At 69.4% G+C, this 26,867-nt stretch carries 20 protein-coding genes and 1 pseudogene; 18 read left to right on the top strand and 3 right to left on the bottom strand.

The genetic code is table 11. The features are described 5' to 3' along the window. Positions 1 to 16: 16 nt before the first annotated feature. Entirely contained in the window at positions 17 to 1,228 is a 1,212-nt protein-coding gene (locus CRP39_RS09090; protein WP_097206051.1) for an acyl-CoA dehydrogenase family protein, read from the bottom strand. A 405-nt stretch (positions 1,229 to 1,633) separates the two neighbouring features. Between CRP39_RS09090 and CRP39_RS09085 the strand changes: the two genes are divergently transcribed. The 7 genes from CRP39_RS09085 to CRP39_RS09055 all read left to right on the top strand — a co-directional run bounded on the left by CRP39_RS09085 (position 1,634) and on the right by CRP39_RS09055 (position 10,934). Continuing rightward, positions 1,634 to 2,710 carry an LLM class flavin-dependent oxidoreductase gene (locus CRP39_RS09085; RefSeq protein ID WP_097206050.1) on the top strand — a complete coding sequence of 359 codons (1,077 nt, stop codon included), beginning with the start codon at positions 1,634 to 1,636 and terminating at the stop codon, positions 2,708 to 2,710. Positions 2,711 to 3,107: 397 nt separating this feature from the next. Further along, on the top strand, positions 3,108 to 4,196 hold the full coding sequence (locus CRP39_RS09080; RefSeq protein WP_216359666.1) for a zinc-binding dehydrogenase: 1,089 nt from the start codon (positions 3,108 to 3,110) through the stop codon (positions 4,194 to 4,196). Positions 4,197 to 4,300: 104 nt separating this feature from the next. Then, the gene (locus CRP39_RS09075) at positions 4,301 to 5,773 is read left to right on the top strand and encodes an aldehyde dehydrogenase family protein (RefSeq protein ID WP_097206048.1); all 1,473 of its coding nucleotides are present in this window, start codon (positions 4,301 to 4,303) and stop codon (positions 5,771 to 5,773) included. 30 nt (positions 5,774 to 5,803) lie between these two features. Next, positions 5,804 to 7,318, top strand: coding sequence for a sugar ABC transporter ATP-binding protein (locus tag CRP39_RS09070; protein ID WP_097206047.1), 1,515 nt, complete (start codon positions 5,804 to 5,806; stop codon positions 7,316 to 7,318). Between the two features lie 26 nt (positions 7,319 to 7,344). Then, positions 7,345 to 8,400, top strand: coding sequence for an ABC transporter permease (locus CRP39_RS09065; protein ID WP_097206041.1), 1,056 nt, complete (start codon positions 7,345 to 7,347; stop codon positions 8,398 to 8,400). 67 nt (positions 8,401 to 8,467) lie between these two features. Further along, positions 8,468 to 9,619: a sugar ABC transporter substrate-binding protein gene (locus CRP39_RS09060; RefSeq protein ID WP_097206045.1), complete on the top strand. Its 1,152-nt coding sequence runs from the start codon at positions 8,468 to 8,470 to the stop codon at positions 9,617 to 9,619. A gap of 190 nt (positions 9,620 to 9,809) precedes the next feature. Then, entirely contained in the window at positions 9,810 to 10,934 is a 1,125-nt protein-coding gene (locus CRP39_RS09055) for an NDMA-dependent alcohol dehydrogenase (RefSeq protein ID WP_097206044.1), read from the top strand. Positions 10,935 to 11,710: 776 nt separating this feature from the next. On the opposite strand, the gene CRP39_RS09050 is transcribed toward CRP39_RS09055, so the two are convergent. Next, complete coding sequence (locus tag CRP39_RS09050) at positions 11,711 to 13,168, bottom strand: aldehyde dehydrogenase (protein WP_097206043.1); 1,458 nt, start codon at positions 13,166 to 13,168, stop codon at positions 11,711 to 11,713. A 788-nt stretch (positions 13,169 to 13,956) separates the two neighbouring features. On the opposite strand from CRP39_RS09050, the gene CRP39_RS09040 reads away from it, so the two are divergent. The 9 genes from CRP39_RS09040 (at position 13,957) to CRP39_RS08995 (ending at position 24,032) form a co-directional block, all read left to right on the top strand. After that, positions 13,957 to 15,012, top strand: coding sequence for an ABC transporter permease (locus tag CRP39_RS09040; protein WP_097206041.1), 1,056 nt, complete (start codon positions 13,957 to 13,959; stop codon positions 15,010 to 15,012). A 340-nt stretch (positions 15,013 to 15,352) separates the two neighbouring features. Next, the gene (locus CRP39_RS09035; RefSeq protein ID WP_097206040.1) at positions 15,353 to 16,495 is read left to right on the top strand and encodes a sugar ABC transporter substrate-binding protein; all 1,143 of its coding nucleotides are present in this window, start codon (positions 15,353 to 15,355) and stop codon (positions 16,493 to 16,495) included. A gap of 73 nt (positions 16,496 to 16,568) precedes the next feature. Continuing rightward, complete coding sequence (locus CRP39_RS09030; protein WP_097206039.1) at positions 16,569 to 17,126, top strand: nuclear transport factor 2 family protein; 558 nt, start codon at positions 16,569 to 16,571, stop codon at positions 17,124 to 17,126. 136 nt (positions 17,127 to 17,262) lie between these two features. After that, the gene (locus CRP39_RS09025) at positions 17,263 to 17,448 is read left to right on the top strand and encodes a hypothetical protein (protein WP_097206038.1); all 186 of its coding nucleotides are present in this window, start codon (positions 17,263 to 17,265) and stop codon (positions 17,446 to 17,448) included. Further along, positions 17,445 to 18,128, top strand: coding sequence for an NADPH-dependent F420 reductase (npdG, locus tag CRP39_RS09020; RefSeq protein WP_097206037.1), 684 nt, complete (start codon positions 17,445 to 17,447; stop codon positions 18,126 to 18,128). Before CRP39_RS09025 ends, npdG begins: the two co-directional genes overlap by 4 nt. Before the next feature lie 67 nt (positions 18,129 to 18,195). Further along, the gene (locus CRP39_RS09015; RefSeq protein ID WP_172442357.1) at positions 18,196 to 19,548 is read left to right on the top strand and encodes a helix-turn-helix domain-containing protein; all 1,353 of its coding nucleotides are present in this window, start codon (positions 18,196 to 18,198) and stop codon (positions 19,546 to 19,548) included. Beyond that, positions 19,548 to 21,086: a Re/Si-specific NAD(P)(+) transhydrogenase subunit alpha gene (locus tag CRP39_RS09010; RefSeq protein WP_221201372.1), complete on the top strand. Its 1,539-nt coding sequence runs from the start codon at positions 19,548 to 19,550 to the stop codon at positions 21,084 to 21,086. Before CRP39_RS09015 ends, CRP39_RS09010 begins: the two co-directional genes overlap by 1 nt. Further along, positions 21,083 to 22,531 (top strand): Re/Si-specific NAD(P)(+) transhydrogenase subunit beta, encoded by a 1,449-nt coding sequence (gene pntB, locus CRP39_RS09005; RefSeq protein WP_097206034.1) that lies wholly within the window; start codon positions 21,083 to 21,085, stop codon positions 22,529 to 22,531. Before CRP39_RS09010 ends, pntB begins: the two co-directional genes overlap by 4 nt. A gap of 550 nt (positions 22,532 to 23,081) precedes the next feature. Further along, the gene (locus CRP39_RS08995) at positions 23,082 to 24,032 is read left to right on the top strand and encodes an HpcH/HpaI aldolase/citrate lyase family protein (protein ID WP_097206032.1); all 951 of its coding nucleotides are present in this window, start codon (positions 23,082 to 23,084) and stop codon (positions 24,030 to 24,032) included. A 332-nt stretch (positions 24,033 to 24,364) separates the two neighbouring features. Here the strand turns inward: CRP39_RS08995 and CRP39_RS08990 are convergent, their stop codons facing one another. Further along, positions 24,365 to 24,562, bottom strand: coding sequence for a hypothetical protein (locus tag CRP39_RS08990; protein WP_097206031.1), 198 nt, complete (start codon positions 24,560 to 24,562; stop codon positions 24,365 to 24,367). Positions 24,563 to 24,786: 224 nt separating this feature from the next. Here CRP39_RS08990 and CRP39_RS08985 point away from each other — a divergent pair. After that, positions 24,787 to 25,145 (top strand): annotated as a pseudogene (locus CRP39_RS08985) (hypothetical protein); the annotation flags it as partial. A 439-nt stretch (positions 25,146 to 25,584) separates the two neighbouring features. Beyond that, the gene (locus tag CRP39_RS26360; protein WP_172442355.1) at positions 25,585 to 26,778 is read left to right on the top strand and encodes an SMP-30/gluconolactonase/LRE family protein; all 1,194 of its coding nucleotides are present in this window, start codon (positions 25,585 to 25,587) and stop codon (positions 26,776 to 26,778) included. Positions 26,779 to 26,867 lie beyond the last annotated feature (89 nt).

Below are 26,867 nucleotides of genomic sequence, written 5' to 3'. Positions count from 1 at the left end.
TGGCCGCTCGAGCGGCTCATCGGAAGGGGGTAGGCGGCAGGAGTCGGTCGGAGATCAGTCGCTGCATGATCTCCGAGGTGCCTTCGAAGATCTTGGTGAGGCGGGCGTCCCGCCAGTAGCGCTCGACGGGGAAGTCGGTGGTGTAGCCGGCGCCGCCATGGAGCTGGAGGGCCTCTGAGGTCACCCGCTCGGACATCTCCGCCGCTGCGTACTTGAGCATGGCCGCCCGGACGTCGGATGTCTCGCCCGCATCGACGTCGGCGGCGACCTCGTACATGAGCGCGCGGCACAGCTCGATCTCGGTGGCCATCGAGGCGATCTTGAAGCGGGTCGCCTGGAAGTCCCCGATGGCGTGGCCGAACTGCTCACGTTCCTGGACGTACTTGATGGCGTCCTCGAGCGCCCCCCGTGCCAGGCCGATGGAGCGTGCCGCGGTGTGGATCCGGGGCGTCAGCATGCCCTCCGCGACGCGTGCGAAGCCACGGTCCGCGGCGCCGGCGACCTGCTCGTAGCCCAGCAGCCCGTCGTCCGGCACGAAGGTGTTCTCGAAGGAGAGCTCGTACGTGCGCCACCCGTGGTAGCCGATCTTGCGGATCGGCGTGCCGGTGCAGCCCTCGGGGAACTCGCCGGGGTTCTTGTAGGCGATGAACCGTCGGATGCCCTCGTGCCGTCGGGAGGAGTCGTAGGGGGTCGTGCGAGCGACGATGAGGATGCCGTCGGCCTGGTCGGCGAAGGTGCACCACATCTTCTGCCCGTTGATCAGCCAACCGCCGTCCACCTTGTCGGCCCGGGTGCGGATGGCGGCGATGTCCGACCCCGCGCCGGGTTCGCTCATCGCGAAAGCGCCCAGCCACTCGCCGCGCGCCGCGCGGGGCAGGATGGCGGCCCGCTGGGTGGGGTCGAGGGCGGCGGCGACGCTCGAGCGCGTGATGATGCTGGCGACGCTCATCCACGCGCGAGCGAGCTCCTCGGTGATGAGCGCGTACTCGAAGACGCCGAGACCCAGGCCGTCGTGCTCCTCCGGGATGAGGATTCCGAAGAAGCCCAGCTCGGCCATCTTCTTCCGGAGCTGGTCGGGGATGAGACCGTGCTCGGGATCGAGCTGGTTCGCGACCGGGAGGACCTCCTGCATGGCGAAGTCGCGCGCCATCTGCTGGATGGCCTCGCGCTCCTCCGTCCGGTACGCAACGGGGATCCTCGGTCGGGGATCGACGAGTGGTCGTCGCATGAGGAGGCCTGCTTTCCTAGTTTGTCGACCAGCAAGTTATGGGAGCGTAGCCCTCGACGCCTCGCGATAGCAAGGTTCCTGCGCGACGGTCGACGTGCGCCAGGTGCCCGCGCCGATAGATTTGCTTGTTGACAAACTTTAGCCGGATCGGTCCTACTGAGGGAGTCCGGGGTGAAGGACCTACTGCCGCGGCCTGGGCGACGACCGAGGAAGGAGTGCGCCGGCGGAGCCATCGGCGCGGTCTTCCCGACATCGCCACCGGCGGCTTCGGAGCCCACGCGCACCTCGCCAGAGAGACCGGGTCTGCCCCAGTCGTACACCTACGCGGCGACACGGTACGAGCGGCGACTCCACTGCCGTCGCCGGACCCGGTGACCGCCACAGATCGAGACAGGGGACGACCAGATGGGCAATCGAACCGAGTTCTGGACCAGCCTCACGCCGAACGACCCTCGAGAGGCGCCCGCCGAGGCGGCACGGCTCGAAGCCGAGGGCTGGGACGGTGCGCTGATGGTGGACTCGCAGTGCATGTTCCCTGAGGTCTGGGCCTATCTCACCCTCGCTGCTCAGGGGACCAGTCGGATCAAGCTGGCCACCGGGGTCACCAACCCGATCACCCGGCATCCATCGGTGACGGCTGCTGCTGCCGCGTCCCTCCAGGTCGTCTCCGACGGCCGCGCCGTCCTGGGGATCGGGCGAGGTGACTCTGCGCTGGCCTACGTCGGGGCGTCTCCCATGGCGATCGGTGCATTCGAGCACTACCTCGAGGTGCTGCAGACCTACCTCCGCGGCGAGGAGGTCGACCTGGCGGACGCGGGTGCCATGGTGGTCAACGCCAAAGTGGGGTTCGACAACCTGGCCATCGGTTCCGGGCCGAAGGGCAGCAGCCTCAAGTGGCTGAAGGACTACGGCATGCCGAAGGTGCCGATCGAGTCCTACGCCACCGGCCCCAAGGCCATCGCCTCATCCGCGCGCGTGGCGGAGACCGTCATCCTCGGGCTCGCGGCAGAGATCAATCGAGTGGCCTGGGGTGTGGAGATCGCGCGTACTGCTGCCGCTGGGGTCGGGCAGGACGTGGGGGTGGGATGTGCCGTCGTCGTCATGCCGCACGAGGATGTCCGGCTCGCTCGTGACCTCGCGCGACCGACGGTCGCGTCGATGGCGCGCTTCTCGGCCATGAACAACAAGGTCATCGGACCGGCCACTCCCGCGCAGGCGGAGACGCTGCTCAAGCTCGCCGAGGTCTATGACATGAACAGGCACGGTGCCACGGCAGTGCAGACGGAGGTGCTGCCTGACGAGTTCGTCGACCAGTTCGGCATCGTGGGGAGCGTCGACACCTGCGTCGACAGGATCCGGGAGTTCGTCGACCTGGGCCTCCAGCGGATGACCTTCTGGACGCCCTATGTCAAGACGCCCGACCTGGCGCACTCGTACGACCTCTTGGTCAACGAGGTGCTGCCGAAGGTGCGCGCCGGCTGACCGCGGTCCGCCCGTCGCGCCGACGGCGCCATGCCCTCCGTGTGGCACATCCCGGCCGGTGAGGGTCGTGGGGGACGGGGTGGCGCTCTCGACGGCCGGCCCGAGCGGTGATCCCCACTGTGCCAGTTCCCCGGATCCGCGGCGGCGTCATCGGGGTGACTCGACCGCGAGCCGTCGACCGGCCATGGCGGGCGTCCGGGGTCGGAGGCTTCGCCGCACAGGGCCGCGCCGGACGGGAAGATTGATGGTTGACAAGTTATAGACGGCCAACCAGACTTTCGGTGACGCGCCTCACTGTGATCCACCTCGCGTCGATGGACCGCCGGGACCCGGCGGGTGACAGGTGCCCGGGATCAACGAAGAGAAGGAAGCCATGCGAGCTGCAGTGACCAGGGGCGTGGGCGAGAAGTTCGAGATCTCGGAAGTGACCATTGCCGAGCCGATGGACCACGAGGTGCTCGTCGATATTCGCGCGTCCGGTCTGTGTCACAGCGACATCACCGTCGCCGAGCAGGGGATGGGCGTTCCCATGCCAGTCGTCCTGGGGCACGAGATCGCCGGGGTCGTCACCGCCGTCGGATCAGCCGTCTCACGGATCCGCGTCGGCGACCACGTCGTGGCAGCCGCCCTGCAGCCGTGTGGCCAGTGCCGAGCGTGTCTGAAGGGCCGCCTCTGGGCCTGCTCGAAGCCGGGTGCCCTCGACCGGGACCCGGGCGCGGCACCTCGCCTGCGGGACGGCAAGGGGGCGCTCGGACAGCTCCAGGGTCTCGGTGGCTTCGCAGAGCAGGCGTTGATCCACGAGAACCAGCTGGTCGCGATCGATCCCGCGATGCCGTTCGAGCAGGCCTCGCTCATCGGTTGTGCCGTGGCGAGCGGCGCCGGCTCGGTGTTCAACGTCGCGCGGGTGCAGCCCGGTCAGTCGGTGGCCGTCTTCGGCTGCGGCGGCGTCGGCCTGAACGCGATCCAGGCGGCAGTGCTGGCCGGCGCGACGAGCGTCATCGGCGTGGACATCCAGCCCGAGAAGCTCGGCCTGGCCAAGAAGTTCGGCGCCACCGAGGTCGTCGACTCCAGCCAGGTCGACGTGGTCCAGGCGATCGGCGAGCTCACCGAGTCCGAAGGCGTGGACCACGCGTTCGTGATGGTGGGGGTGCCGGCCGTAGCGGAGTCGGCCCTCGGGGTTCTCGGTCACGACGGCACCGTGTACCTCATCGGCGGCATGTCGCCGGGCACCGAGCTGACTCTCCGCCCGTCTCCGGGCGACAGCCTGCTGCTGCCGTACCAGCAGGGAGTGCGGGGCTCCTGGCTCGGTTCCTCGAACTTCTACAACGACATCCCGCTGTACGTGGATCTCTACCTCAAGGGCCGCCTGAACCTCGACGACCTGGTGTCCAACACCATCGCGCTCGACGAGATCAACGAGGCCTACGAGGCGCTGGAGGGCGGCGGCGTCGCCCGCAGCGTGATCACTTTCCCCGCCCCGTCCTGACCGCACGCCGGTCGACCTCGACCGTCCGACCCCCTCCTCGCCCGCACTTCGGCCCAGGGTGCGGAACGGCGACTCCACGACCCACCGATCGCAAGGGAACCGCCATGAACGCGCTCCAGCTCCACCAGGCCGTCGCCGCGGAGGTCCTGCCCGAGCCGTCCCTCCACATCGCTGGGTCGGCGGTCACCACGACCGAGCGCGGGACTCTCGACCACATCGACCCCACCACGGGGCAGCTGCTCGCACCCTTCCCCGTCGCCGGCGAGCGGGAGGTCGACCAGGCGGTCCGGGCCGCTCGCAAGGCGTTCCCCGCCTGGCGACGCATGCCGGCGGACGAGCGTCGTCGGCTGCTCTGGAACATCGCCCGCGCCGTCGAGGCACACCAGGACGAGCTCAACAGGATCAGTGCCCTGGAGACGGGGGTCCCCCTCGCCGTCGGTGGCGTGGGGATGGTGATCGACCACTTCGAGTACTACGCCGGGTGGGTCGACAAGTTCGAGGGCGAACTGATCAGCACCTACCCGGGCAACGCCCTCGACTACGTCAAGTACGAGCCATACGGCGTCGTCGGTGTCTTCGTGCCGTTCAACGGGCCCGTCAACAACGCGGCGATGAAATTGGCCCCGGCGTTCGCGGCCGGCAACTGCGTGATTCTCAAGTCGCCTGAGCTCAGTCCGTTCGGGGTCATGCGACTGGCCGAGATCTGCCGGGAAGCCGGCCTGCCGGAGGGGGTGCTCAGCGTCCTCTCGGGTGACCGGGAGACCGGCCAGGCCATCATCCGCCACCCTGACGTCGCCAAGGTCGCGTTCACGGGCGGCGGCGCGGTCGCGCGCAGCATCATGGCGACCGCCTCCGAGTCGCTCACCCCGGTGGTCCTCGAGCTCGGCGGCAAGTCGGCCAACCTGATCTTCGAGGATGCGGATCTGGACGCCGCGGCGCAGATGGCCGCGATGATGAGCGCAGTGATGCTCTCGGGGCAGGGCTGCCTCTTCCCGACCCGCCTCATGGTCCAGGAGTCGGTGTACGACGAGGTGATCGATCGGGTCGCCGCCGTCACCACGAGCCCGACCATCGGCGACCCCCTCGACCCGAACGTGCTGATGGGACCGGTGATCAGCGAGCACGCTGCTGATCGGATCGTGGCGATGGTCGACGCGGCCCGGAAGGAGGCACGCGTCGTCACCGGTGGCGAGCGGCTCGAGACCCACCTCGGTGGCAACAGCTTCGTCCGACCGACGGTCCTCGCCGACGTCGACAACAACAGCACCATCGCCCAGCAGGAAGTCTTCGGCCCTGTCCTGGCGATGATGCCGTTCAGGGACGAGGCCCACGCACTCGAGATGGCCAACGGCACCGAGCACGGGCTGGCCGCCTACGTCCACACCAACGACCTGCGGCGCGCGCACCGGATCGCGGACGGTCTGGACGCCGGCTGGATCGGGGTGAACGGCTTTCCGCCCCTGGTGGCGACAGCGCCGTTCGGCGGGGTCAAGGCCTCGGGTTTCGGTCGGGAGGGCGGCCGCGCCGGCATCGAGGAATACGTCTACCAGAAGAACGTCTACATCCCGCTTTCCTGAAGACCGACGCGAAAGAGCAGGGACGTACTCGTGAATCCAGATCAACGAGCACCGCGGCTCGACCTCAGGGCGGTGTCGAAGACATTCGGGGGCACTCGTGTCCTGCACGATGTCTCGCTGGACATCGCACCGGGTGAGGTCCATGCGCTGGTGGGTCAGAACGGCTCGGGCAAATCCACCCTGATCAAGATCCTCGCGGGCTTCCACGAGGCGGATCCGGGGGCGAGCGCGCTCGTCGACGGGCGTCCTCGATCACTGGGGGACCCGGACGACATCCACGACGCCGGTGTGCGGTTCGTGCACCAGGACCTCGGTCTCGTCCCTGCCCTCTCCGTCGTCGACAACCTCGCCCTGGGGCACGGATACGCCAGAGGCATGGGAGGGCGGATCAACTGGCGCCGGCAGACAGCGGCAGCTGAGGCTGCGCTGCGGGCGATCGGCTACGAGGTGGACGTCCGCGCGTTGGTGGAGGACCTGCAGCCGGTCGAGCGGACCGCCGTGGCGATCGCCCGCGCGCTGCAGAGCGCCCAGGGCGAGATGTCGGTGCTGGTCCTGGACGAGCCGACGGCCACCATGCCCAAGGCGGAGGTCCAACGGCTTTTCGAGATCATCAACACCGTGCGCCAGCAGGGCGTCGGCATCCTGTACGTGTCGCACCACCTGGAGGAGGTGTTCGAGCTCGCGGATCGGGTGACCGTCCTGGTGGACGGGCACCGGGTGGCGACGAAGCGCTGTTCAGAGCTCGACCAGCGCGGGCTGGTCGACCTGATGACCGGTGGCGTCGTCGACGAGGCGCGACAGCGCTCGACGACCGTCCCCGGCGAGCCGCTCCTGGCGCTGCGGGGCGTCCGCGGGGCCGAGATCGTCGAGCTCGACCTGCAGGTGCTCGCCGGAGAGGTCGTGGGGGTCGCGGGCATCACCGGTTCAGGCCGCGAAGAACTCTGCTCCCTGATCTTCGGCGCCAAACCCCGCGAGGGACGCGTCACGGTCCGCGGCCGGGAGCTCCCCGCCCTGCGTCCGCACACCGCGTGCGCCCTCGGGATGGCCCTCGTGCCGGCCAACAGGCTCCGCGACGGGATCGTCTCCGGGCTCAACGTGCGCGAGAACGCCAACCTCACCACGGTGCGTCGACTGGCGCGGCACGTCCGGATCCGCCCCCGCGACGACCGTCGTCAGGCGGCGAGCATCAGCACCAAGATGTCGGTCAAGGCGCCCTCGCTGGAGTCCCCGATCGAGTCCCTGTCGGGGGGAAACCAACAGAAGGTCGTCCTGGGCAAGTGGTTGCAGACGGATCCCCACGTCCTGCTGCTCGACGAGCCCACCCAGGGCGTGGACATCAAGGCAAAGGCCGAGATCCACCACCTGATCGACGACGTGGCCAGCAAGGGCGTGGCGGTACTGGTCTGCTCGTCCGACGAGGCCGAGCTCGAGCGGCTCTGCGACCGCGTCCTCGTCCTGCGGCACGGGCGCGTGGTGAGCGAGTTCAACGGAGCCGAGGTCCAGACCCGGCGCCTGGTCCACACGAGCCTCGGGCTCACTTCATGAAGCGGACGATCAAGGAGCGGTCGGTCATGACCTCGCCCACTGACCTGCCGGCCGTCGGCACCACCGTGGTGGATCCGCCGGGGGTGACCGATCCCGGGAGCGGCCCGCGGGGGAGGCCGGCCTGGTCGGCCGGGGTCCTGCGACTGGACCGGTACTCCGGTCTCTACCTGGCCGTCATCCTGGCGGTGGTGTTCTCGGTGTTGCTGCCCGACACGTTTGGCACCCTGAGCAACGCGCGGGTGATCGCGGCCAGCTCGGCGATCGCCGGAATCCTCACCCTGGCCGTGGCCGTGTCGATGGCCGCGGGCACCTTCGACATCTCCCTCGCCGCCAACATGACGTTCTCGATCTGCCTGCTGGGAACGCTGCTGACCTCGGCCGACCTGCCCTGGGTACTGGCCGTGATCCTGACCCTGCTGGCGGGCGCGTCGATCGGCGCGGTGAACGCCTTGATCATCACCCGGCTGGGAGTCGAGCCGATCGTCGCGACGCTCGGCATGTCCTCGGTGCTCGCCGCGCTGTCGTTCTGGGTGGCCGACGGCCAGACGATCCTGCTCGATGGCGTCAGCCCGACCTTCACCGAGGCCGGCCAGGCGACGATCGCCACCGTTCCGATCACCGTCTTCTACCTCGCCGCGGTGGCCCTGGTGCTGTGGTTCCTGCTCGAGCACACCCCGCTGGGCCGCTACATCTACGCCATCGGGTCCAATCCGCAGGCGGCGAAACTCGCCGGCATCAAGGTGCTGCGGCTGCAGTCGCTGTCGTTGATGATGACCGGCGCGCTGGCCGCCCTGGCCGGGGTCGTGCTCACCATGCAGCTGGGCGCCTCCGCCTTCGGCGCCGGCGCGCCGTACCTGCTGCCGGCCTTCGCCGCGACCTTCCTGGGCGCCACCCAGATCCTGCCCGGCCGGTTCAACGTCCGCGGCACGATCATCGCCCTCTATCTGCTGGCGATCGCGGTCAAGGGACTCCAGCTGCAGTTCCCCGACCTGCCCTGGATCAAGGACCTGGTCGAAGGCACGGTCCTCATCGTCGCCGTGAGCATCACCGCGCGAGCCATTCGCCAGCGCCGAACCCGGTAACAGCACCCCATCCCGATTGCTCTGCGCCCGTGCGGGCGCGCTCGACACAAACGGAAGCAGGTCCGTCATGCCCTCTCCACGCACTCCACGCACCCGATCCCGCCAGCGACTCCTCGCCGGCATCGCCGCCGGGTCGCTGATCGTCGCGACCGGCTGTAGCACCAGCAGCGACAGCGATGCCGCCGCGGCCGGTGGCGGGGAGCTCTCCGCCGCCCAGCAGGAGTGCGTGGACAACGCCAACGCCTACCTCGACGACCGCGGCCTGCTGCCGGAGTCCATTCCCGAGGAGCTCACCCCGCTCAGCAAGCCCCCCACCGAGGGACTCACGATCACCTACGTCCACTTGCCGAGCCCGTCGGCTGTCGAGACGGCGCAGCACCTGGTGGACATCGCCCCGGAGATCGGCTGGACCGGCAAGGCCGTGACCTACGACGGGTCGGTGGAGGACGCGAACCGCAAGCTCCTGGCAGCCATCGACGACTCCGACGTCGTCCTGACCCTCGGGCTGCCTCCCGCCGCGGCCCAGGATGCCATCAGGGCGGCCGAGGAGAAGGGCGTCCTGCTGATGCTCGACGCCGTCGAACCGCCGCAGTCGGTCCCGGGATTCGGCGGCACGCCGCTCGGCGGCGACCTCTACAACAAGATGGGTGAACCGGGCGCCAACATGGTCATGCAGGCCACCAACTGCCAGGGCAACGTGGCCGTGTTCGGGCTCCCCTTCGATGCCATGCACAATCTGGCTGATGGGGTGCAGCAGGGTCTGGAGGCAAGCTGCGAGGATTGCACCTCCTCCTATACCGACATCCCGCTGAGCGCCCTCGGGTCGCCGGCGGCCACCAACGCTGTGGTCTCCAAGCTGCAGTCCGACCCGTCGATCGACTTCGCGTTCTTCACCACCGGCGACCTGGCGATCGGGATCGAACCGGCACTGAAGCAGGCGGGTCTCGACGCGCAGATCGGCGGCGCGATCCCGGTCTCGCAGAACCTCGCCGCGCTGCAGCGAGGCGACAATGCCTTCTGGCTGGGCGTTCCGCACGGGACGAGCCCCTGGCTGATCCTGGACACCGCCGTGCGCGCGCTGGACAGTGGCCAGCCCACCGTCGGCAATCACTACCCGGTTCCCGTGTTCACGCCCGACAACATCGAGTCCACCGACCCCATCCCGGTCTATCCGACCGACATCGGCGACCAGTTCAAGGAACTCTGGCAAGTCGGCTGACACCCCGGAACACCGTTCCCGAGGAGTCACGTCGAGGACTGGAGTTCACGGCTCGGCTCCATCGGTGCCAGGCGTAGAACAGGTTGACGCCGCCAGTCGGCTGAACCGCTGGTGATGGCCGATTCGAGCGGGTCAGACGGTTCGAGACACCGCCCAGTTCTGTGACCAAGACCGTTCAGACAGGAGAACCATGCGTACGCGCGCAGCAGTGCTGTACGAAGCACCGGGCAAGTGGAGCGTCGAGGAAGTGGAGCTCGACGATCCGAAGGAGGGCGAGGTCCTCGTCGAGATGGTGGCCTCGGGTCTGTGTCACAGCGATGACCACATCGCGACGGGCGACATGCCAGCGGGCCATCTGCCTTTTGTCGCCGGACACGAGGGTGCAGGCATCGTCGCCGAGGTCGGCCCGGGCGTGAAGGCACTCGAGGTCGGCGACCACGTGCTGACGTCCTTCATCCCGGCGTGTGGCGAGTGTCGTTGGTGCGCGATGGGCATGCAGAACCTGTGCGACCTCGGAGCGCTCATCATGCAGGGGCACCAGCTTGATGGCACGTTCCGGATGCACACCGCGGACGGCCGGGACATCGGCACGGCCGGCCTCCTCGGCACCTTCGCCGAGTTGCAGGTCTACGACCAGCGGTCCCTGGTCAAGATCGACAGGGACGTCCCGCTCGAGATCGCCTGCCTCGTGGCCTGTGGGGTCCAGACCGGTTTCGGATCCGCTACGACCGCGGGCAGCGTTCAGCCGGGCGACGTCGTTCTCATCGCCGGCGTCGGCGGCGTGGGGATGAACGCGGTCCAAGGCGCCCGCGAGAGCGGCGCTGCGCACGTCATCGTCGCTGACCCGGTCGCACAGAAGCAGAAGTGGGCCCTGGAGTTCGGCGCGACCGAGTCCTACGACTCCATCGCGTCCTCGATGGACCGCATTCAGCACCTGACCCACGGTCAGGGCGCTGACGTTGCGATCCTGTGCGCCGGCCTGGTGCACAACGATCTGATCGGCGAAGGCCTCCAGGCGATCCGCAAGGCCGGGACCCTGGTGTTGACGGGAATCTCTCCCGCCAGTGAGGAGGCCGTCGTCCCCGGGCTCAACGCGACGAGCATCGCGATCACGCAGAAGCGGATCCAGGGCGCCTTGTACGGCATGAAGTCGCCACGAGAGGCCATGCCGATGCTGCTGGGCATGTATCGCGCGGGCAAGCTCAAACTCGACGAGCTGGTGACCACGACGTACTCGCTCGACCAGATCAACGAGGGGTTCGACGACATGCGCAACGGCCGCAACATCCGTGGCGTCATCCACTTCGCCAAGTAACCGTGGAGGCTGCCGAGTCGGTTGAGACGGGTCTCGTCGACCGGGCTGTATGAGCGCCTCCCGCAGGGGCTGGTCGATCCGGGCAACGGGCACCTTCGACCGCTGGGCTGTGCAGGTAGCGGGCGGGCGGTGGAGGCGGCATGAGGGTCCGCTGCCACATCGCCCGCCCGTCGCCGGTCCCACCGTGGAGACCGGAAGCCCAGGATGACGCGGGCGATGGATCGGATCAGTTCAGCCGGGTGGTGCAACGGGCCCGGGTGAGCGAGTTCGGATCGAAAACGGGCATCCCCAGCGAGGAGCAACCGCCCAGGGACGAAGCCTCCGGAACGCCGCAGGGAGGCATCCGGCTCCGCCCCCGGCCGGCCAACGCGCTCAGCGTGCCGGACGAACCCGCCACCGCCATGGTCGGCGATGGGCGACGTCAGCGCACGGCCCCGCCGCCGCGGCAAGGGCAGGTGACCAGGGGGTCGGCGCTGTCCTCGCCGAGCCACAGCACGGATGGGCCGACGGCCGCCGCTGCCTCCGCCTCGACGTCCTTGCCCGATGCCACGTCCGGCCGGACACCGGCACCGGCACCACCGCTGAGAAGCCGACGGCACAGACCAGCGTTCCGGCGCGCACCGTGGTGTCGAGCTCAGAGTCGTCGCGTGCTGCGACGACCAGTGATCCGCGCGGACTCCACTGGTCCGGCCGCGAGCACAGCGGGCCGTTCAGGCGAATGGCACTGCGCCGGCCATCCGAGTGACGCCTGCGAGGGCGTGAGTCGACCGGGCAGATCAGGGCAGTTGGATCTGCTTGGACTCCAGCATGGCCTCGATGCCCTCGATTCCGCCCTCGCGCCCGAACCCGGACATCTTCATGCCGCCGAACGGAGCGGTGATGCAGGCGCCAGTGGTGTTGATCGAGACTGTCCCGCTGTCGAGCCTCGGTGCGAGCGCGAGGGCCCGGTCGACGTCGGGCGAATAGATTCCGTTACCGAGACCGAACTCCGTGTCGTTGACCGCGTCGATTCCGTCATCGAGGGTGTCGTACCCCTCGATGACGATCACCGGACCGAAGACCTCTTCCCGGTACACGCGCATTTCCGGACCAGTGTTCGTCAACAGTGTCGGAAGGAACCAGTATCCGGTGTCGAATCCCGGTCCACTGGGCCGGCCGCCGCCCGTGAGCACCGTTGCTCCGTCGTTCCGTGCACTCGTGACGTAGGACTCCACGCGGTCCACCTGTGCCTGAGAGACCAGTGGGCCGACCTCGGTCGACGGATCTGAGGGATCTCCCACGGCGAGCGTCTCGAATGCCGCGGTCAGGGCGTCGATCCACTCGGCCTCGCGCGAGTTGGGGACCAGGATGCGACTCTGCGTGGTGCACACCTGCCCGGTCTGCACCACGGATCCTCTCGTCAGGCTTGCGACGAAGTCGTGCGGCTCTGCGTCGTCGAGCACGAGCGCGGCTGACTTTCCGCCGAGCTCGAGGGTCAACCGGGTCATGCGCTCGGCAGCGGTCCGCATGACCTGCTGCCCGGCCGCTGTGCTGCCGGTGAAGGAGATGTGCGAGATGCCCGGGCGCGAGATCAGGTATTGGCCGACATCGCGTCCACCGGGCAGGAACGAGATGAGACCGTCCGGGAGGCCGGCCTCAGAGAACACCTCGGCAAGCACGAACAGAGTGAGCGGAGTCTCCGGGGAGATCTTCAGGACGACCGGGCATCCCGCGAGTAGCGCCGGCGCAATCTTCACGGCAGACAGGACCAGTGGTGCGTTCCAGGGAGCGATCGCTGCCACCGGCCCGGAAGGCTCGCGGCTGATGTACACGGACCCGCCAGGGGTGTCTCGCTTCGTGGGTCCGAGGTCGAGGGAAGATGCGAGCCGTGCTGTGTCACGGAAGATCATGGAGGCGGTCGCGGACGTGAAGCCCGCGAACGACGACAGTCCGCCCTGGTCGGTCACGTAGAGCGCCTGCAGATCAGCGGCGCGCTTGTCGATGCCCTCGGCGATCTCCGTCAGCACATCTGCCCGATCGGCGAGTGTCGTGTCCCGCCAAGCCCCCGACTTGTGCAGGGCCACGGCGGCATCCACCGCACGATCGACGTCGCGAGCGGTGGCCTCCGGGATTCGACCGATGACTTGTTCGGTTGCCGGGTTCTCGACCTCGATCCAGGCTCGCTCGGCGTCCGAGCTCCAGGCACCCGCGATGTAGAGCTCGGAGCGGCTGGTGAGAGTGGTGGTGTCGCTCATCGATTTCTCCTCTAGGCATGGCCGCCATGGTCGCCACCGTCGCCCGAACGGTTCCAGGGAGACCGGTTCAGCAGCCCTGCACGTTCCGGCACGGTCCGTGACGACGACGCGGGCGGAAGTCCGCCGCAGAGGCGAAAGTTAGACAGCCAACAATTCTGTGTCAAGGACGACCTTGACGCTGGGGCCGCGGCGGATCCGGGCGGTCGTCATTGCCCCGCTGTGGTCCAACCGGCCGCCACGGGCGGCGCTGCGGCGCTGCTCCGACGAGATCGTCGAGAACGCGCCCCAGTCAGCGAGCGGTCTCTCGCATCGGAGGCTCTCCGTCGTGGCTCCACCAACCTCGTGGTCGCCCTCCGCGCACACCTCCTGAGCGCGGGCCTCGACCGGGCAGTGGCACGTGTAGGACCGGCTCAGCGGCACGAGCGGTCCTGATGCCGCCCGACTCGGGGACCGGCGTTGATCTGGAAAGCGGAGCCGGCCCGGACGCCGCACTGACCGGCATCAGCCGACCGGGCGTCGTCCGATCGGACTCCCGGTGGATCTCCCGCGTGCTCGCCCTGTCCGCGCACGGGGACTGGCCTCCGCTCCATGCTGAGTAGATGGTTGACAAACTATAGATGCTCAACCACTCTTCCTGTGATGAGCCTCACCCGTTGGCCGGATCGCCTCGGAGCCTCGTCGGTCCGAGCAGCTGAAGGAGACGTCATGCGAGCCAGCTGGCCGACCTCACCAGGCCCTCTCCGTCCTCTCGGCGAAGGCGGTTGGCATCGAGCAAGGAGCGGTCGGTCATGACCTCGCCCACTGACCTGCCGGCCGTCGGCACCACCGTGGTGGATCCGCCGGGGGTGACCGATCCCGGGAGCGGCCCGCGGGGGAGGCCGGCCTGGTCGGCCGGGGTCCTGCGACTGGACCGGTACTCCGGTCTCTACCTGGCCGTCATCCTGGCGGTGGTGTTCTCGGTGTTGCTGCCCGACACGTTTGGCACCCTGAGCAACGCGCGGGTGATCGCGGCCAGCTCGGCGATCGCCGGAATCCTCACCCTGGCCGTGGCCGTGTCGATGGCCGCGGGCACCTTCGACATCTCCCTCGCCGCCAACATGACGTTCTCGATCTGCCTGCTGGGAACGCTGCTGACCTCGGCCGACCTGCCCTGGGTACTGGCCGTGATCCTGACCCTGCTGGCGGGCGCGTCGATCGGCGCGGTGAACGCCTTGATCATCACCCGGCTGGGAGTCGAGCCGATCGTCGCGACGCTCGGCATGTCCTCGGTGCTCGCCGCGCTGTCGTTCTGGGTGGCCGACGGCCAGACGATCCTGCTCGATGGCGTCAGCCCGACCTTCACCGAGGCCGGCCAGGCGACGATCGCCACCGTTCCGATCACCGTCTTCTACCTCGCCGCGGTGGCCCTGGTGCTGTGGTTCCTGCTCGAGCACACCCCGCTGGGCCGCTACATCTACGCCATCGGGTCCAATCCGCAGGCGGCGAAACTCGCCGGCATCAAGGTGCTGCGGCTGCAGTCGCTGTCGTTGATGATGACCGGCGCGCTGGCCGCCCTGGCCGGGGTCGTGCTCACCATGCAGCTGGGCGCCTCCGCCTTCGGCGCCGGCGCGCCGTACCTGCTGCCGGCCTTCGCCGCGACCTTCCTGGGCGCCACCCAGATCCTGCCCGGCCGGTTCAACGTCCGCGGCACGATCATCGCCCTCTATCTGCTGGCGATCGCGGTCAAGGGACTCCAGCTGCAGTTCCCCGACCTGCCCTGGATCAAGGACCTGGTCGAAGGCACGGTCCTCATCGTCGCCGTGAGCATCACCGCGCGAGCCATTCGCCAGCGCCGAACCCGGTAACAGCACCCCATCCCCATCGCTCTGCGCAGTTGAGGTCCCGCGCGCCTCGGACGCTGCGGACGCTGGACGTCCGCACTGCGCTGGCTCTGGGCGGGGCTGGACGCGGCGCCAGCCCTGACGGACGACTCGACGCAGCCGGCCGCCACCACGGGCACCGGTACGGGGAAGAAAATAACTAGTTGACAAACAAGTCAACTCTTTCCACACTGGTCGTGCAGCACGTCACATCGATGAGAACCGTCGGCCGGCGTGGCAGTACGGGCGAATCCATTCGAAGAACGCGCCCCCATGCGGGCGTGTTCGACCCAGCGGAAGCAGGTCTGTCATGCCCTCTCGTCAGTTGGCCCTCGCACGGCCTTGGAAGCGTCTCCTCGTCGGCGTCGCCGCGGGTTCGCTGGTACTCGCGGCGGCCGGCTGCGACTCCAGCGGCAGCGACACCGCCGCGGCCGGCGACGGCGAGCTGTCGGCCTCCCAGCAGGAGTGTGTGGACAAGGCGAACGAGTACCTCGACGACCGCGGGCTGCTGCCCGAGACGCTCCCCGAGGAGCTCACGCCCCTCAGCAAGCCCCCGGTCGAGGGGCTGACGATCACCCGGCTCTTCCCGGGATCGGTCCCGACGTCCGCCGCGCTGTCGCAGGAGATCGTCGACCTCGCTCCGGTGGTCGGGTGGACGGGCAGGGCCCTGTCGTACGACGGGTCCGTCGAAGACGTCAACCGCAAGGCCCTGGAGGCCATCGGTTACTCGGACATCGTCGTCATCGACGGGCTTCCCGCCGCCGCGCTCCAGGAGCCCATCAGGGCCGCGGAGCAGAACGGCGTCCTGTTGATGCTGGGGTCCATCACCGATCCGCCGGTGTCGGTCCCGGGCTTCGGTGGCACGCCGCTCGGTGGCGACACCGCCGAGCGGATCGCCGAGCTTGCCGCCTACACCTTCATGCAGGCCACCAACTGCCAAGGCAAGGCGGCGGCCTTCGGACTGCCGGTCGAGGCCCTGCAGTCCCAGGGCAACCACATGGCCGAGGTCCTGGAGGCGGAGTGCGAGGACTGCTCGCTGTCCTACACCGACATCCCCTTCAGCGACGTCGGTTCCCCTGCTGCCACCAACACCGTGGTCTCGAGGCTGCAGTCTGACCCGTCGCTCAACTTCGCGTACTTCACCATCGGCGACCTGGCGGTCGGGATCGAGCCGGCACTGAGGCAGGCGGGTCTCGACGTCCAGGTCGGCGGCGCGATCCCGGTCTCGCAGAACCTCGCTGCCCTGCAGCGCGATGAGAACGCCTTCTGGCTGGGCGTCCCCCAGGGGATGACCGCTGCGATCAACATCGACACGGCGGCGCGTGTCCTCGACACCGGCCAGCCCGTCGCCGGGGACTACTACCCGGTTCCGGTGTACACGCCCGACAACATCGAGTCCACCGACCCCATCCCGGTCTACCCGACGGACTACGAGGAGCAGTTCGAGGAGCTCTGGCAGGTCGGCTGACAGCTCACCTGAGGCCGGCTGTCACCAGGCGCCGGCCTCAGGTGCCCCACCGAGAACCCCGAAGGAGCGCAGAGTGACTGGTCCCTCAGGCGGCACCGCGCTGTCCGTGCCGGCCGTCGATGCTGCCGCGATCGCTGAGTTGATGGCGAAGCAGAAGCTCTACGAGAACCTGGCGCTCTACTGCCGTGGGCAGGACCGCAAGGACCTCGAGCTGGTGAAGTCCACGTTCTGGCCCGAGGCCACGGACGACCACGGGATGTTCGTCGGACCGGCACACGAGTTCTGCCAGTGGGCGTACGAGAACCAGAAGACCACCCGACACCGCTCGCACCACTACATCACCAACGTGCTGATCGAGCTCGACGGTGATCTGGCGCAGAGGGAGAGCGCCGTCGTCTACGTGATGGTCCGACCGGACGGCGGGCCGACCGACGTGATGGGCGGCCGCTACCGCGACCTCTGCGAACGTCGCGACGGCGAGTGGAAGGTGCTGCGCCGGGTCGTGATCTTCGACCACGTCGCTCAGTTCGCTTCCCAGGGGCAGCTCGGCGACGTCTTCGGTGGCATCCCGGCGACCGCGCGCGTCGGTGACGTCCACCCGAAGGACCCCATCTATGACGGCGCTTGGTGACCGGCTGACCGGATCGCCTCGCCGCCGACTCGGCGGAAGTCCCCGCCGTGCACACGGTGTGCGCCGCATTCGGGGTGACCGGCTCGAGTACCTACTGCGTTCGCACACGATCGACGACAAGGAGTGAGGTGCCGGCATGACGAGCACCGACCTGAGGCCGCACACCCCCGGTGGGCTGCACCTGGTACGCGTCACGCGGAACGTCCGGAGAGCCGGGTACGCGATCGCCGCACCGGACGACCAGCAGGCCCCGCCGCAGCGGGAGATCTGGGCCGTCCCCGGCGGCGGGCTGCGTCTGCCTGCGGCGGGGGCTGACCGATGAGCGACGTCGTCTCCGTGCTGGGCGGCACGGGCGCGCTGGGCAGGGCTCTGGCCCTCCGGCTGGCCCGGAGTGGCCGGACCGTCGTCCTCGGATCCAGGGACGGCGCCCGGGCCGAGGCCACAGCCGGGGAGCTACGCGAGGTCCTGGCCGGGCGAGGAGCCGAGGGGCAGGTCGACGGGGCGAGCAACGTCGAGGCGGCAGCGGCCGGCGAGATCGTGCTGCTGGCGACGCCGTGGGACGAGAGCGGTGCCTCGATCGCCGCGCTGGCGCCGGCGCTGGCCGGCCGGCTGGTCGTCTCGTGCATCAACCCGCTCGGCTTCGACGCTCGGGGCCCGCACGGGCTGCCGGTCGCGGAGGGCAGCGCCGCCGAGCAGGTCGCCGGGTTGCTTCCGGACAGCACGGTCACCGCCGCCTTCCACCATCTCTCGGCCCCCAGCCTGGCGAAGCTGGACAAGGACCTGTCGGGCGAGGACGTGCTGGTCTGCGGGGACGATGCCGCCGCCCGTACGCGGATCGTCGAGCTCGCCGCCGAGGTGACCGGCCGCCCAGGTGTGGACGTCGGCGCGCTGCGGCAGGCGCGGGTGCTCGAGCCGTTCACCGCGGTGCTGATCGCGGTGAACCGGCGGTACAAGACGCGGGCCGGCGTGCTGCTGACCCACGTGGACCTCACGCGGGGATGAACTCCCATCCGGGTGCCCCGCTCGTGCAACTGAGCCGGTCGGGGCACTGATGACGTCAGGAGTCGCGGTGCACGAGCAGCAACTCGTCGTCGCTGGGACCGCACCCGGTTCCGGGGCGTCGGTCGGCGTCCCGTTGAGCGTGCACGCCATGGAGGGCATCTCACCAACGGTGGCCGGTGAGGGGAAAGGGCTGAGCGGGGTTCTCCTGGCGTGGCGGGCGGGGGAGGGGCTCAGTCGGCTGGCGGCCGCACAGCGGCTTGGGATCGCCCACACGACCCTGCGCAGTTGGGAGGTGCTCGGCGTGTGCCCGCAGCCCGTCCACCTGCATCAGCTGGCTGCTGTCCTCCCACACGACGTCGAGCAGCTCAGGGCGCTCATCGGGCCGGACCGCGTCCGCACGGTGCGGACGTCGGGGGGAGAGGGCGCATCGGCCCTGTGCCGCGCCCGGTTGACGGCCGGCCTCACGATGACCCAGCTGGCGCTCAAGCTGGGGGTCGTTCCCTCGACCGTCTCCCGGTGGGAGAACGGTGTGCGCACGCCTGCGCCGGAGATCTGGCCGCGCCTGGTGACGGCCCTCCGGCTCGACCCGTCGCTGTGGGACGCGGTGCTGGCGGAGAACCCTGCCCGCCGCTCGGAGGGTGTCCACCTTCCCGGCCTCGGCCAGCTGCGTCGTGACCGTGGGCTGACCCAACGGGCGTTCCGCACCGCGCTCGGCATCGGGCCGACCTCCGCGGTCAGTTGGGAGCACGGCCGGGTGCGCGTGCCCGTCCATCGGCTCGACGACGTCGCCGGCGTACTGGGTGTCGACCGGACCACCCTCCTCGCAGCCGGTGTGCGCGCGCCTCGGGGGCGCACGGGCGAGCGACCGCTGGCCGATCTGCGCACAGCCGCCGGGCTGACACAACGGGAGCTGGCTCTGCACCTGGGGGTCAGCGTCCGGACGGTGGCGCACTGGGAGGCCGGCAGCCGACCGGTGCCGCTGGCCGCAGGGCGACCACTGGCCCGGCTGCTGCGACGGCCACTGCCGCGCATCGTCGCGGCCGCCGGCCTGGAGCCGGCGCGGGTGCCCAGCCCGCACACCTGGCGGCCCGCGGATCTCCCGCAGGTGGTGACGGTCCTCCGTCGGTCGTCCGGCTGGTCGGCCGTGGCGCTGGGGCGCCGGATCGGCGTGTCCGGATGGACGGTACGGAGCTGGGAGGCGGGGACCACGCTGCCCTCGCTGTCCGCGTGTCAGCGACTGGAATGGGCGCACGGCCTGCCGCGGGACTCGCTGACGCGCCTCCGCCGCAGCACACCCCGTCCTGCTGCCCAACGGTCGATGGTGCTCTCGCTCGATGCAGCGAACAGCCCGACGACCCGCTCCGCCCTGCTGCCCCTCGACGAACCGCCACACAACACCCCGCCTCGGAGGTCAGCGTGATGATCGGAGTTCCCGCGGAGTCGCGACCCCGTGAGACGCGGGTGGCGGCGACGCCCACGACGGTGACCCAGCTGGTCTCGCTCGGCCACGAGGTGGTGGTGGAGACCGGCGCGGGGGCGCGCAGCAGCTTCCCCGACGACGCCTACACGACGGCGGGGGCGCGCATCGCCGCTGCCCAGGACGCGTGGGCCTCGGACGTCGTCCTGAAGGTCAACGCGCCGTCGGCCGAGGAGATCGGGCTGCTGCGCGAGGGCACCACGCTGATCAGCCTGCTGAGCCCGGCGCTGGACCCGGACCTGGTCGACGAGCTCGCGCAGCGGCCGATCACCGCCCTGGCCATGGACGCCGTTCCGCGGATCAGCCGGGCGCAGTCACTGGACGTGCTCAGCTCGATGGCCAACATCGCCGGCTACCGCGCGGTGGTCGAGGCCGCGCACACGTTCGGCCGGTTCTTCACCGGCCAGGTGACGGCCGCGGGCAAGGTGCCACCGGCCAAGGTGCTGGTGGCCGGCGCGGGGGTCGCCGGGCTGGCCGCGATCGGCGCTGCCAGCAGCCTGGGGGCGATCGTGCGCGCCACCGACGTCCGCCCGGAGGTCGCCGAGCAGGTGCGCTCGCTGGGTGGGGAGTACGTGGCCGTGCCCGCGGCCGAGGCGCAGGTCAGCTCCGACGGCTACGCCCGGGAGATGGGCGACGACTTCAACCGCCGGGCGGCGGAGATGTACGCCGAGCAGGTCACCGACGTCGACATCGTCATCACGACCGCGCTGATCCCGGGCCGGCCCGCGCCGAGGCTGATCACCGAGGAGATGGTCGCCTCGATGAAGCCGGGCAGCGTGATCGTCGACATGGCCGCGGGGCAGGGCGGCAACGTGGCCGGGTCGGTGGCCGACGAACTGGTGGTGACCGCCAACGGGGTGTCGATCATCGGCTACACCGACCTGGCCGGACGGCTGCCGGCCCAGGCCTCCCAGCTGTACGGGACGAACCTGGTCAACCTGCTCAAGCTGCTGACGCCGGGCGAGGACGGCAAGCTCGTCCTCGACTTCGACGACGTGGTCCAGCGGGCCATGACCGTGGTGCGCGACGGCGAGAAGACCTGGCCGCCCCCGCCGGTGCAGGTCTCGGCCGCGCCGACCCCAGTCGCCGCCGCGGCCGTGGAACCCCCGCGGGAGAAGGTGCCACCACCACCGTCACGGAAGTTCGCGGTCGTGGGAATCGCTGCGGCCCTGCTGTTCCTGATCACCGCGTTCTCCCCGAACGAGCTGATCCAGCACTTCACCGTCTTCGCGCTGGCGGTCGTCGTGGGTTACTACGTGATCGGGCACGTGCACCACGCCCTCCACACGCCGCTGATGTCGGTGACCAACGCGATCTCCGGGATCATCGTGGTCGGGGCGTTGCTGCAGATCGGCCACGACGACCCAGTGGTCACCGCGCTGGCGTTCGTGGCGATCCTGGTGGCCAGCATCAACGTCTTCGGCGGTTTCGCCGTGACCCGCCGGATGCTGGCCATGTTCACCCGCGGGCCCGCACGATGACTGCCGTCGCCGCTGCGTCCGCGGCTTACATCGTCGCCGGGTTGCTGTTCATCCTGAGCCTGGCCGGACTGTCGAAGCACGAGACCGCCAAGGCGGGCAACGTCTTCGGCATGGCCGGTATGGCGATCGCCCTGGTCGCCACCATCGGGCTGGCGACCCGGAGCATCTCCGGGGTCGGCACCGTGCTGCTGGCCGCCGCCGTCGTCATCGGCGCCCTGGTCGGCCTGTGGCGGGCCCGCCGGGTCGAGATGACCGGCATGCCCGAGCTCATCGCGATCCTGCACAGTTTCGTCGGCCTGGCGGCCGTGCTCGTCGGCTGGAACGGCTACCTCTCGGTCGAGGCCGACGCCGCCGAGCAGACCGAGGTGGCCGGCAACCTGCTCGGGATCCACTCGGCCGAGGTGGTGATCGGCGTCTTCATCGGCGCGGTCACCTTCACCGGCTCCATCGTCGCCTTCCTCAAGCTCTCGGGCCGCATCAAGTCCAACCCGCTGATGCTGCCGGCCCACAACGCGCTCAATCTCGGCGCGCTCGTCACTTTCGTCGTCCTCACCGTCGTGTTCGTGATAGAGCCCAACCTGGTGGTGCTGTCGATCGTCACCCTGATCGCGCTGGCCCTGGGCTGGCACCTGGTCGCCTCGATCGGCGGCGGCGACATGCCCGTCGTGGTCTCGATGCTCAACAGCTACTCGGGCTGGGCGGCCGCCGCCTCAGGGTTCCTGCTCGGCAACGACCTGCTGATCATCACCGGCGCGCTGGTCGGGTCCTCCGGTGCCTACCTCTCCTACATCATGTGCAAGGCGATGAACCGGTCGTTCATCTCGGTCATCGCCGGCGGGTTCGGCAACGAGGGCGCCGCCGCCGTCGACAAGGACTACGGCGAGCACACCGAGATCGGCGCCGACGGCGTCGCCGAACTCCTCACCGACGCACGGTCGGTCGTCATCACCCCCGGCTACGGCATGGCCGTCGCCCAGGCGCAGAGCGCCGTCGCCGAGCTCACCCGCCACCTGCGCGACCGCGGCGTCGACGTGCGGTTCGGCATCCACCCGGTGGCCGGGCGCCTCCCCGGGCACATGAACGTGCTGCTCGCCGAGGCGAAGGTGCCCTACGACATCGTGCTGGAGATGGACGAGATCAACGACGACCTCGCCGACACCGACGTCGTCCTGGTCATCGGCGCCAACGACACGGTGAACCCGGCCGCCCTGGAGGATCCGGGCTCACCCATCGCCGGCATGCCCGTGCTCAAGGTGTGGGAGGCCGGGCACGTCGTGGTGTTCAAGCGGTCGATGAGCACCGGGTACGCCGGCGTGCAGAACCCGCTGTTCTTCCGGGACAACAGCCGGATGCTCTTCGGCGACGCCCGCGATCGCGTGGAGGACATCGTGGCAGCGCTCCCGAAGCCGGACCGGAAGACCGCTGACCCCGCTCTCCAGCACTGAGAACGGGGACGGCAGCGCGGAATGGAGACACAGGAATACCGGACGCTGACCGCGTCCGCGGCGTAGGAGGACTGACTGCATGTTCACAGCGACGCTGCGCTGCGGCACGGTGCTCAGTTACGAGGCCCGGACCTTCCGACCGGAGCCCGGTGACCTGGTGCCCTGCCGCCACCACGGCTACTGCATCGTCCAGCTGACGGGCGGCCCGGCGTCGGGCGGCGCCCTTTCGACACGGGCGCGCCCCCGGGCGCAGAGCGAACTCCGCGAGTGGATTCGCGGCCGGTCGGAGACGACCGTGCACGCCTTGCGGCGGCACGGGTTCACGCTGCGGATGGTCGCGGCCGCCGAACGGGACGGCCTCGTCGACGTCGATCTCCGTATGGGGCGAGTCGCGATACGTCCGGTGGTCGGGGCGGAGCCCACGGTCACGGACCGCGAAGCTCGCTCCTAGCCGCGCCATCCGCCCATTGATTCCGCTGCCTGCCCGCCTGGCCGGCCCAATTCTCACCACCGCTCACGTCCGCACGACCGTCGCATCCCTGGAGGCACTGTGGCCGAGCTCCGATCCCGCCGTTCCAACCTGGCCGTACCGGGCAGCAACCCCCGGTTCCTGGAGAAGGCCAAGGGCCTGCCCGCCGACCAGGTGTTCCTGGACCTGGAGGACGCCTGCGCGCCGCTGGCCAAGCCCGGCGCGCGGAAGAACATCGTCGCGGCGCTGAACGAGGGCGGCTGGGGGGAGAAGATCCGCACCGTCCGGGTCAACGACTGGACGACGGAGTGGACCTACTCCGACGTGATCGAGGTCGTCGGCGGCGCCGGGGCGAACCTGGACTGCCTGATGCTGCCCAAGGTGGTCGACGCCGCCCAGGTGCAGGCGCTGGACCTGCTGCTCACCCAGGTCGAGAAGGCCACCGGCCTGCCGGTGGGCCGGATCGGCATCGAGGCGCAGATCGAGAACGCCCAGGGCCTGATCAACGTCAACGCGATCGCGTTCGCCAGCCCGCGGATCGAGACGATCATCTTCGGCCCGGCCGACTTCATGGCCTCGATCAACATGAAGTCACTCGTGGTGGGCGCGCTGCACCCGGACTACGCCGGCGACCCGTTCCACTACATCCTCATGCAGATCCTCATGGCCGCCCGCGCCCGCGGGGTGCAGGCCATCGACGGCCCGTTCCTGCAGGTCCGCGACGTCGACGCGTTCCGCGAGGTGGCCCAGCGCTCGGCGGTGCTCGGCTTCGACGGCAAGTGGGTGCTGCACCCCGGCCAGATCGACGCGGCGAACGAGATCTACGCGCCGTCCCAGGCCGACTACGACCACGCCGAGCTGATCCTCGACGCCTACCAGTGGTCCACCTCGGAGGCCGGCGGCGCCAAGGGCTCGGCGATGCTCGGCGACGAGATGATCGACGAGGCCAGCGCCAAGATGGCGCTGGTCATCGCCGGCAAGGGCCGCGCCGCCGGTCTGCAGCGCACCTCCACCTTCACCCCGCCGGAGTAGAAGGACTCCGTCCTCTCCCCGAGCGCGGGCGCCGGGCGGCGCCCGGTCACACCGCCGGCAGGGACGCACCAGGCCGATGCGCCCGTTCGTGCCCTGACCGATCGTCGGAGGAGGGCAGCGGGACGTCTTGGAGCGGTCGGAGCTGCTCGGGTGCGACCCGACCAACGACGAGATCACGTCAGGTCAGTCCCCGAGGAGGACGCATGGTCTGCATTCGCTCCGCTGCACCCGAGGACGGTCCGCCCTTGCGTTCCCTGCTGGACGCGGTCGGACTCCTCGCCGGCGACGGGCCCCTGTCAGGTCACGACCCAGCTCAGGCGCCCCTCGACTGGTCAACGGCTCGGGTGGCAGAGGATGGACACCGTCTTGTCGGCGCCTATCAACTGCACGTCCGAAATGCCGGACCGCCAGCTCCTGCTGAACTCCTGTTCATGGCTGTTGAAGCAGCTGCACGACGACGTGGAGTCGATCTGCTCCTCGTCGAGGATGTCCTCCGTCGAGCCGCAGTCGGCGGCGTGCGGGTCGTTCACATCTTGGTGAGGCCACCTTTCGACGGGTTCTTTCGAATTCTCGGTGCGGACGCTGTCGGCATCGAGCCCGCATGCGACGGATGCTCTGGACCACTCATTCATCTCCAGATGAAGCCCGAGCGCGTGCAGCGATTCGACCTGCCATGACGGCAGTCATCTTCGATGCCATTGAGTCGCACGCCAAGAGATCGTTTCAGGATGAGCTCGGCGCGCCCGCCCCATCGTCGGCGGTGACCTGCGGGCAGCGGCTGCGGGACCGGACTGACGCCGGTGTCTGGGCGGCCCTGCACGTGCATCTGCCGGCCGAGCCGCGCGGCGCCGATGCGCTGGACCTGGACCGCTGCGCGGTCGACGGTTCACCACGGGAATCGCCCGCCGCGGCGTCCTCCACGGCTCCTGCCTGGGCCGCCGCTGCTGGGTCGTCGAACGCGGCTTCGCCTGGCGGCACGCCTTCAAGCGACTCCGCATCCGCTACGAGCTCCGTGCTGACATCCACCTCGGCCTTCTACCACTGGCCCGCGCCCTGATCTGCCACCGCCACCTGCCGTCGTTCCGAAGCACGTTCGGGAGCGCCTGCCAGTAGGTCAGCGGATGCGTAGTGAGCGTGGTCGGGTGTCCCGGCGGTCGAGGTACCAGGCGGCCCGGCGGAGGCACGGATGGTGACGATCAGCCACGCCGAGCGCCGTGATCACGCCTGTCGGCGGACGCACTTGACCGATCGGACCGGGGGCGAAGGAGGCCAAGCAGCCAGCTCTGATTGCGTCGCAGTCACCGCACCGCCGACCAGCACGATGATGACTACTCCACCACTCAGCGGGACGTCACCCTGGCGACACGAACCTTCGACAAGTCTTTTCTTCCCAGCTCAGAGAGGCATCCTCGCATTCCCGCGCCGATACACCGCGCCCGCCGTCGGTGAATCGAGGCTGCGGCATGGACAGGCCACTGGCCCGCCGACGCCCGAGCCGGTCCCTGCGTCCAAATACCGTTTCCCCGTTATTTCCCCGACTGACGGAGGAACCGTGACGAAACGTACAGCCGACCGACACCTGCCCAGCGGCGCGGCCGCACGGAAGCGGCTGCGCCCCGTGGTCGCCGCATGCGTCGCCCTTCCCGCTCTGCTGGCGACCACGGGCTTCGGCAGCGGCGGGGCGCCAGGGAGCCAGGGCGGCGGAAGCGGTCCCTCCCACGGGCCGGAACTGTCGTTCATCGACACGCACCAGCCTCCGGAGGACATCATCGCGCTCCCGGGGACCAGTTGGGTGGTCATCAGCGCGGTCACCGGCGCCGACCACCCCGGTGGGATGAACCTGGTCAACACCCGGAACGAGGAGGTGACGCCGCTCTGGCCCGCCGAGGAGGACATTGCGTACACCCCCGACCTGGAGGCTTTCCCGGGATGCACCGCCCCGCCGGATGAGGCGCTTCCTGCGACGCACGGCATCAACACAGTGCAGACCGGCGAACGGACCTTCGACCTGTACGTCGTGTACCACGGTGGCCGCGAGTCCATCGAGGTCTTCAGCCTGGACGTGCGTGGGAAGCAGCCGACGATCTCCTGGCGCGGCTGCGTCGTGGCTCCCGAAGGTGCCATCCCAAACAGCGTGGTGGCGCTGCCCGACGGCGGCATCGCGATGACCAAGTTCTGGGACTCCAGGTCGCCACTGTTCCCTCAGCTGTTCTCCGGGGAGCCGAGCGGCTCGCTCTGGACCTGGCACCGTGAGTCCGGCTGGGCGGAGGTGCCGGGCAGTCAACTGTTCGGGCCGAACGGCATCGAGGTGTCCGAGGACGGTGCCACGCTCTACACGGCGGAGACGATGAAGCAGCGCGTCGTGTCGATCCCGACGGCCGGCGGTGATCCGACTGAGCTGGCTCAGATGGACTTCCTACCCGACAACCTGCGCTGGACCGAAGCCGGAACGCTGCTGACGACCGGTCAGGAGTACGTGCCGGTGACTCCGGAGCAGGTCCAGGCATGCGCTGTCACGGGGTTCGATGTCCCCGACTCCTGCATCCCCGGCTTCGACATCGTCGAGATCGACCCCGTCGCCGGTACCTCTGAGACGGTGTTCAGCACGCGCACCACGGAGTACCGATACACCACGGTGGCCGCTCCCGTCGGCCGCGAGATCTGGGTGGGCGGCAATGCGATCAACAGCATCGCGGTCGTGTCGGGCCTGCACCGCGGCCACTCCGCGCAAGGCGGCCATCGCTGACGGCCCACCCGCCCGCGTGAGTGGGCCCACGCACCGATGCCTCGCCAGCTGCTCGGCTGGCGAGGCACCGCATGGTCGATGCGTCGCCG

Origin of the sequence: Geodermatophilus sabuli (assembly GCF_900215145.1) — a bacterium.
Lineage (GTDB): Bacteria > Actinomycetota > Actinomycetes > Mycobacteriales > Geodermatophilaceae > Geodermatophilus > Geodermatophilus sabuli.
Note: the sequence above shows the minus strand (reverse complement) of the source record. Positions and strands in the feature narration are given on the sequence as shown.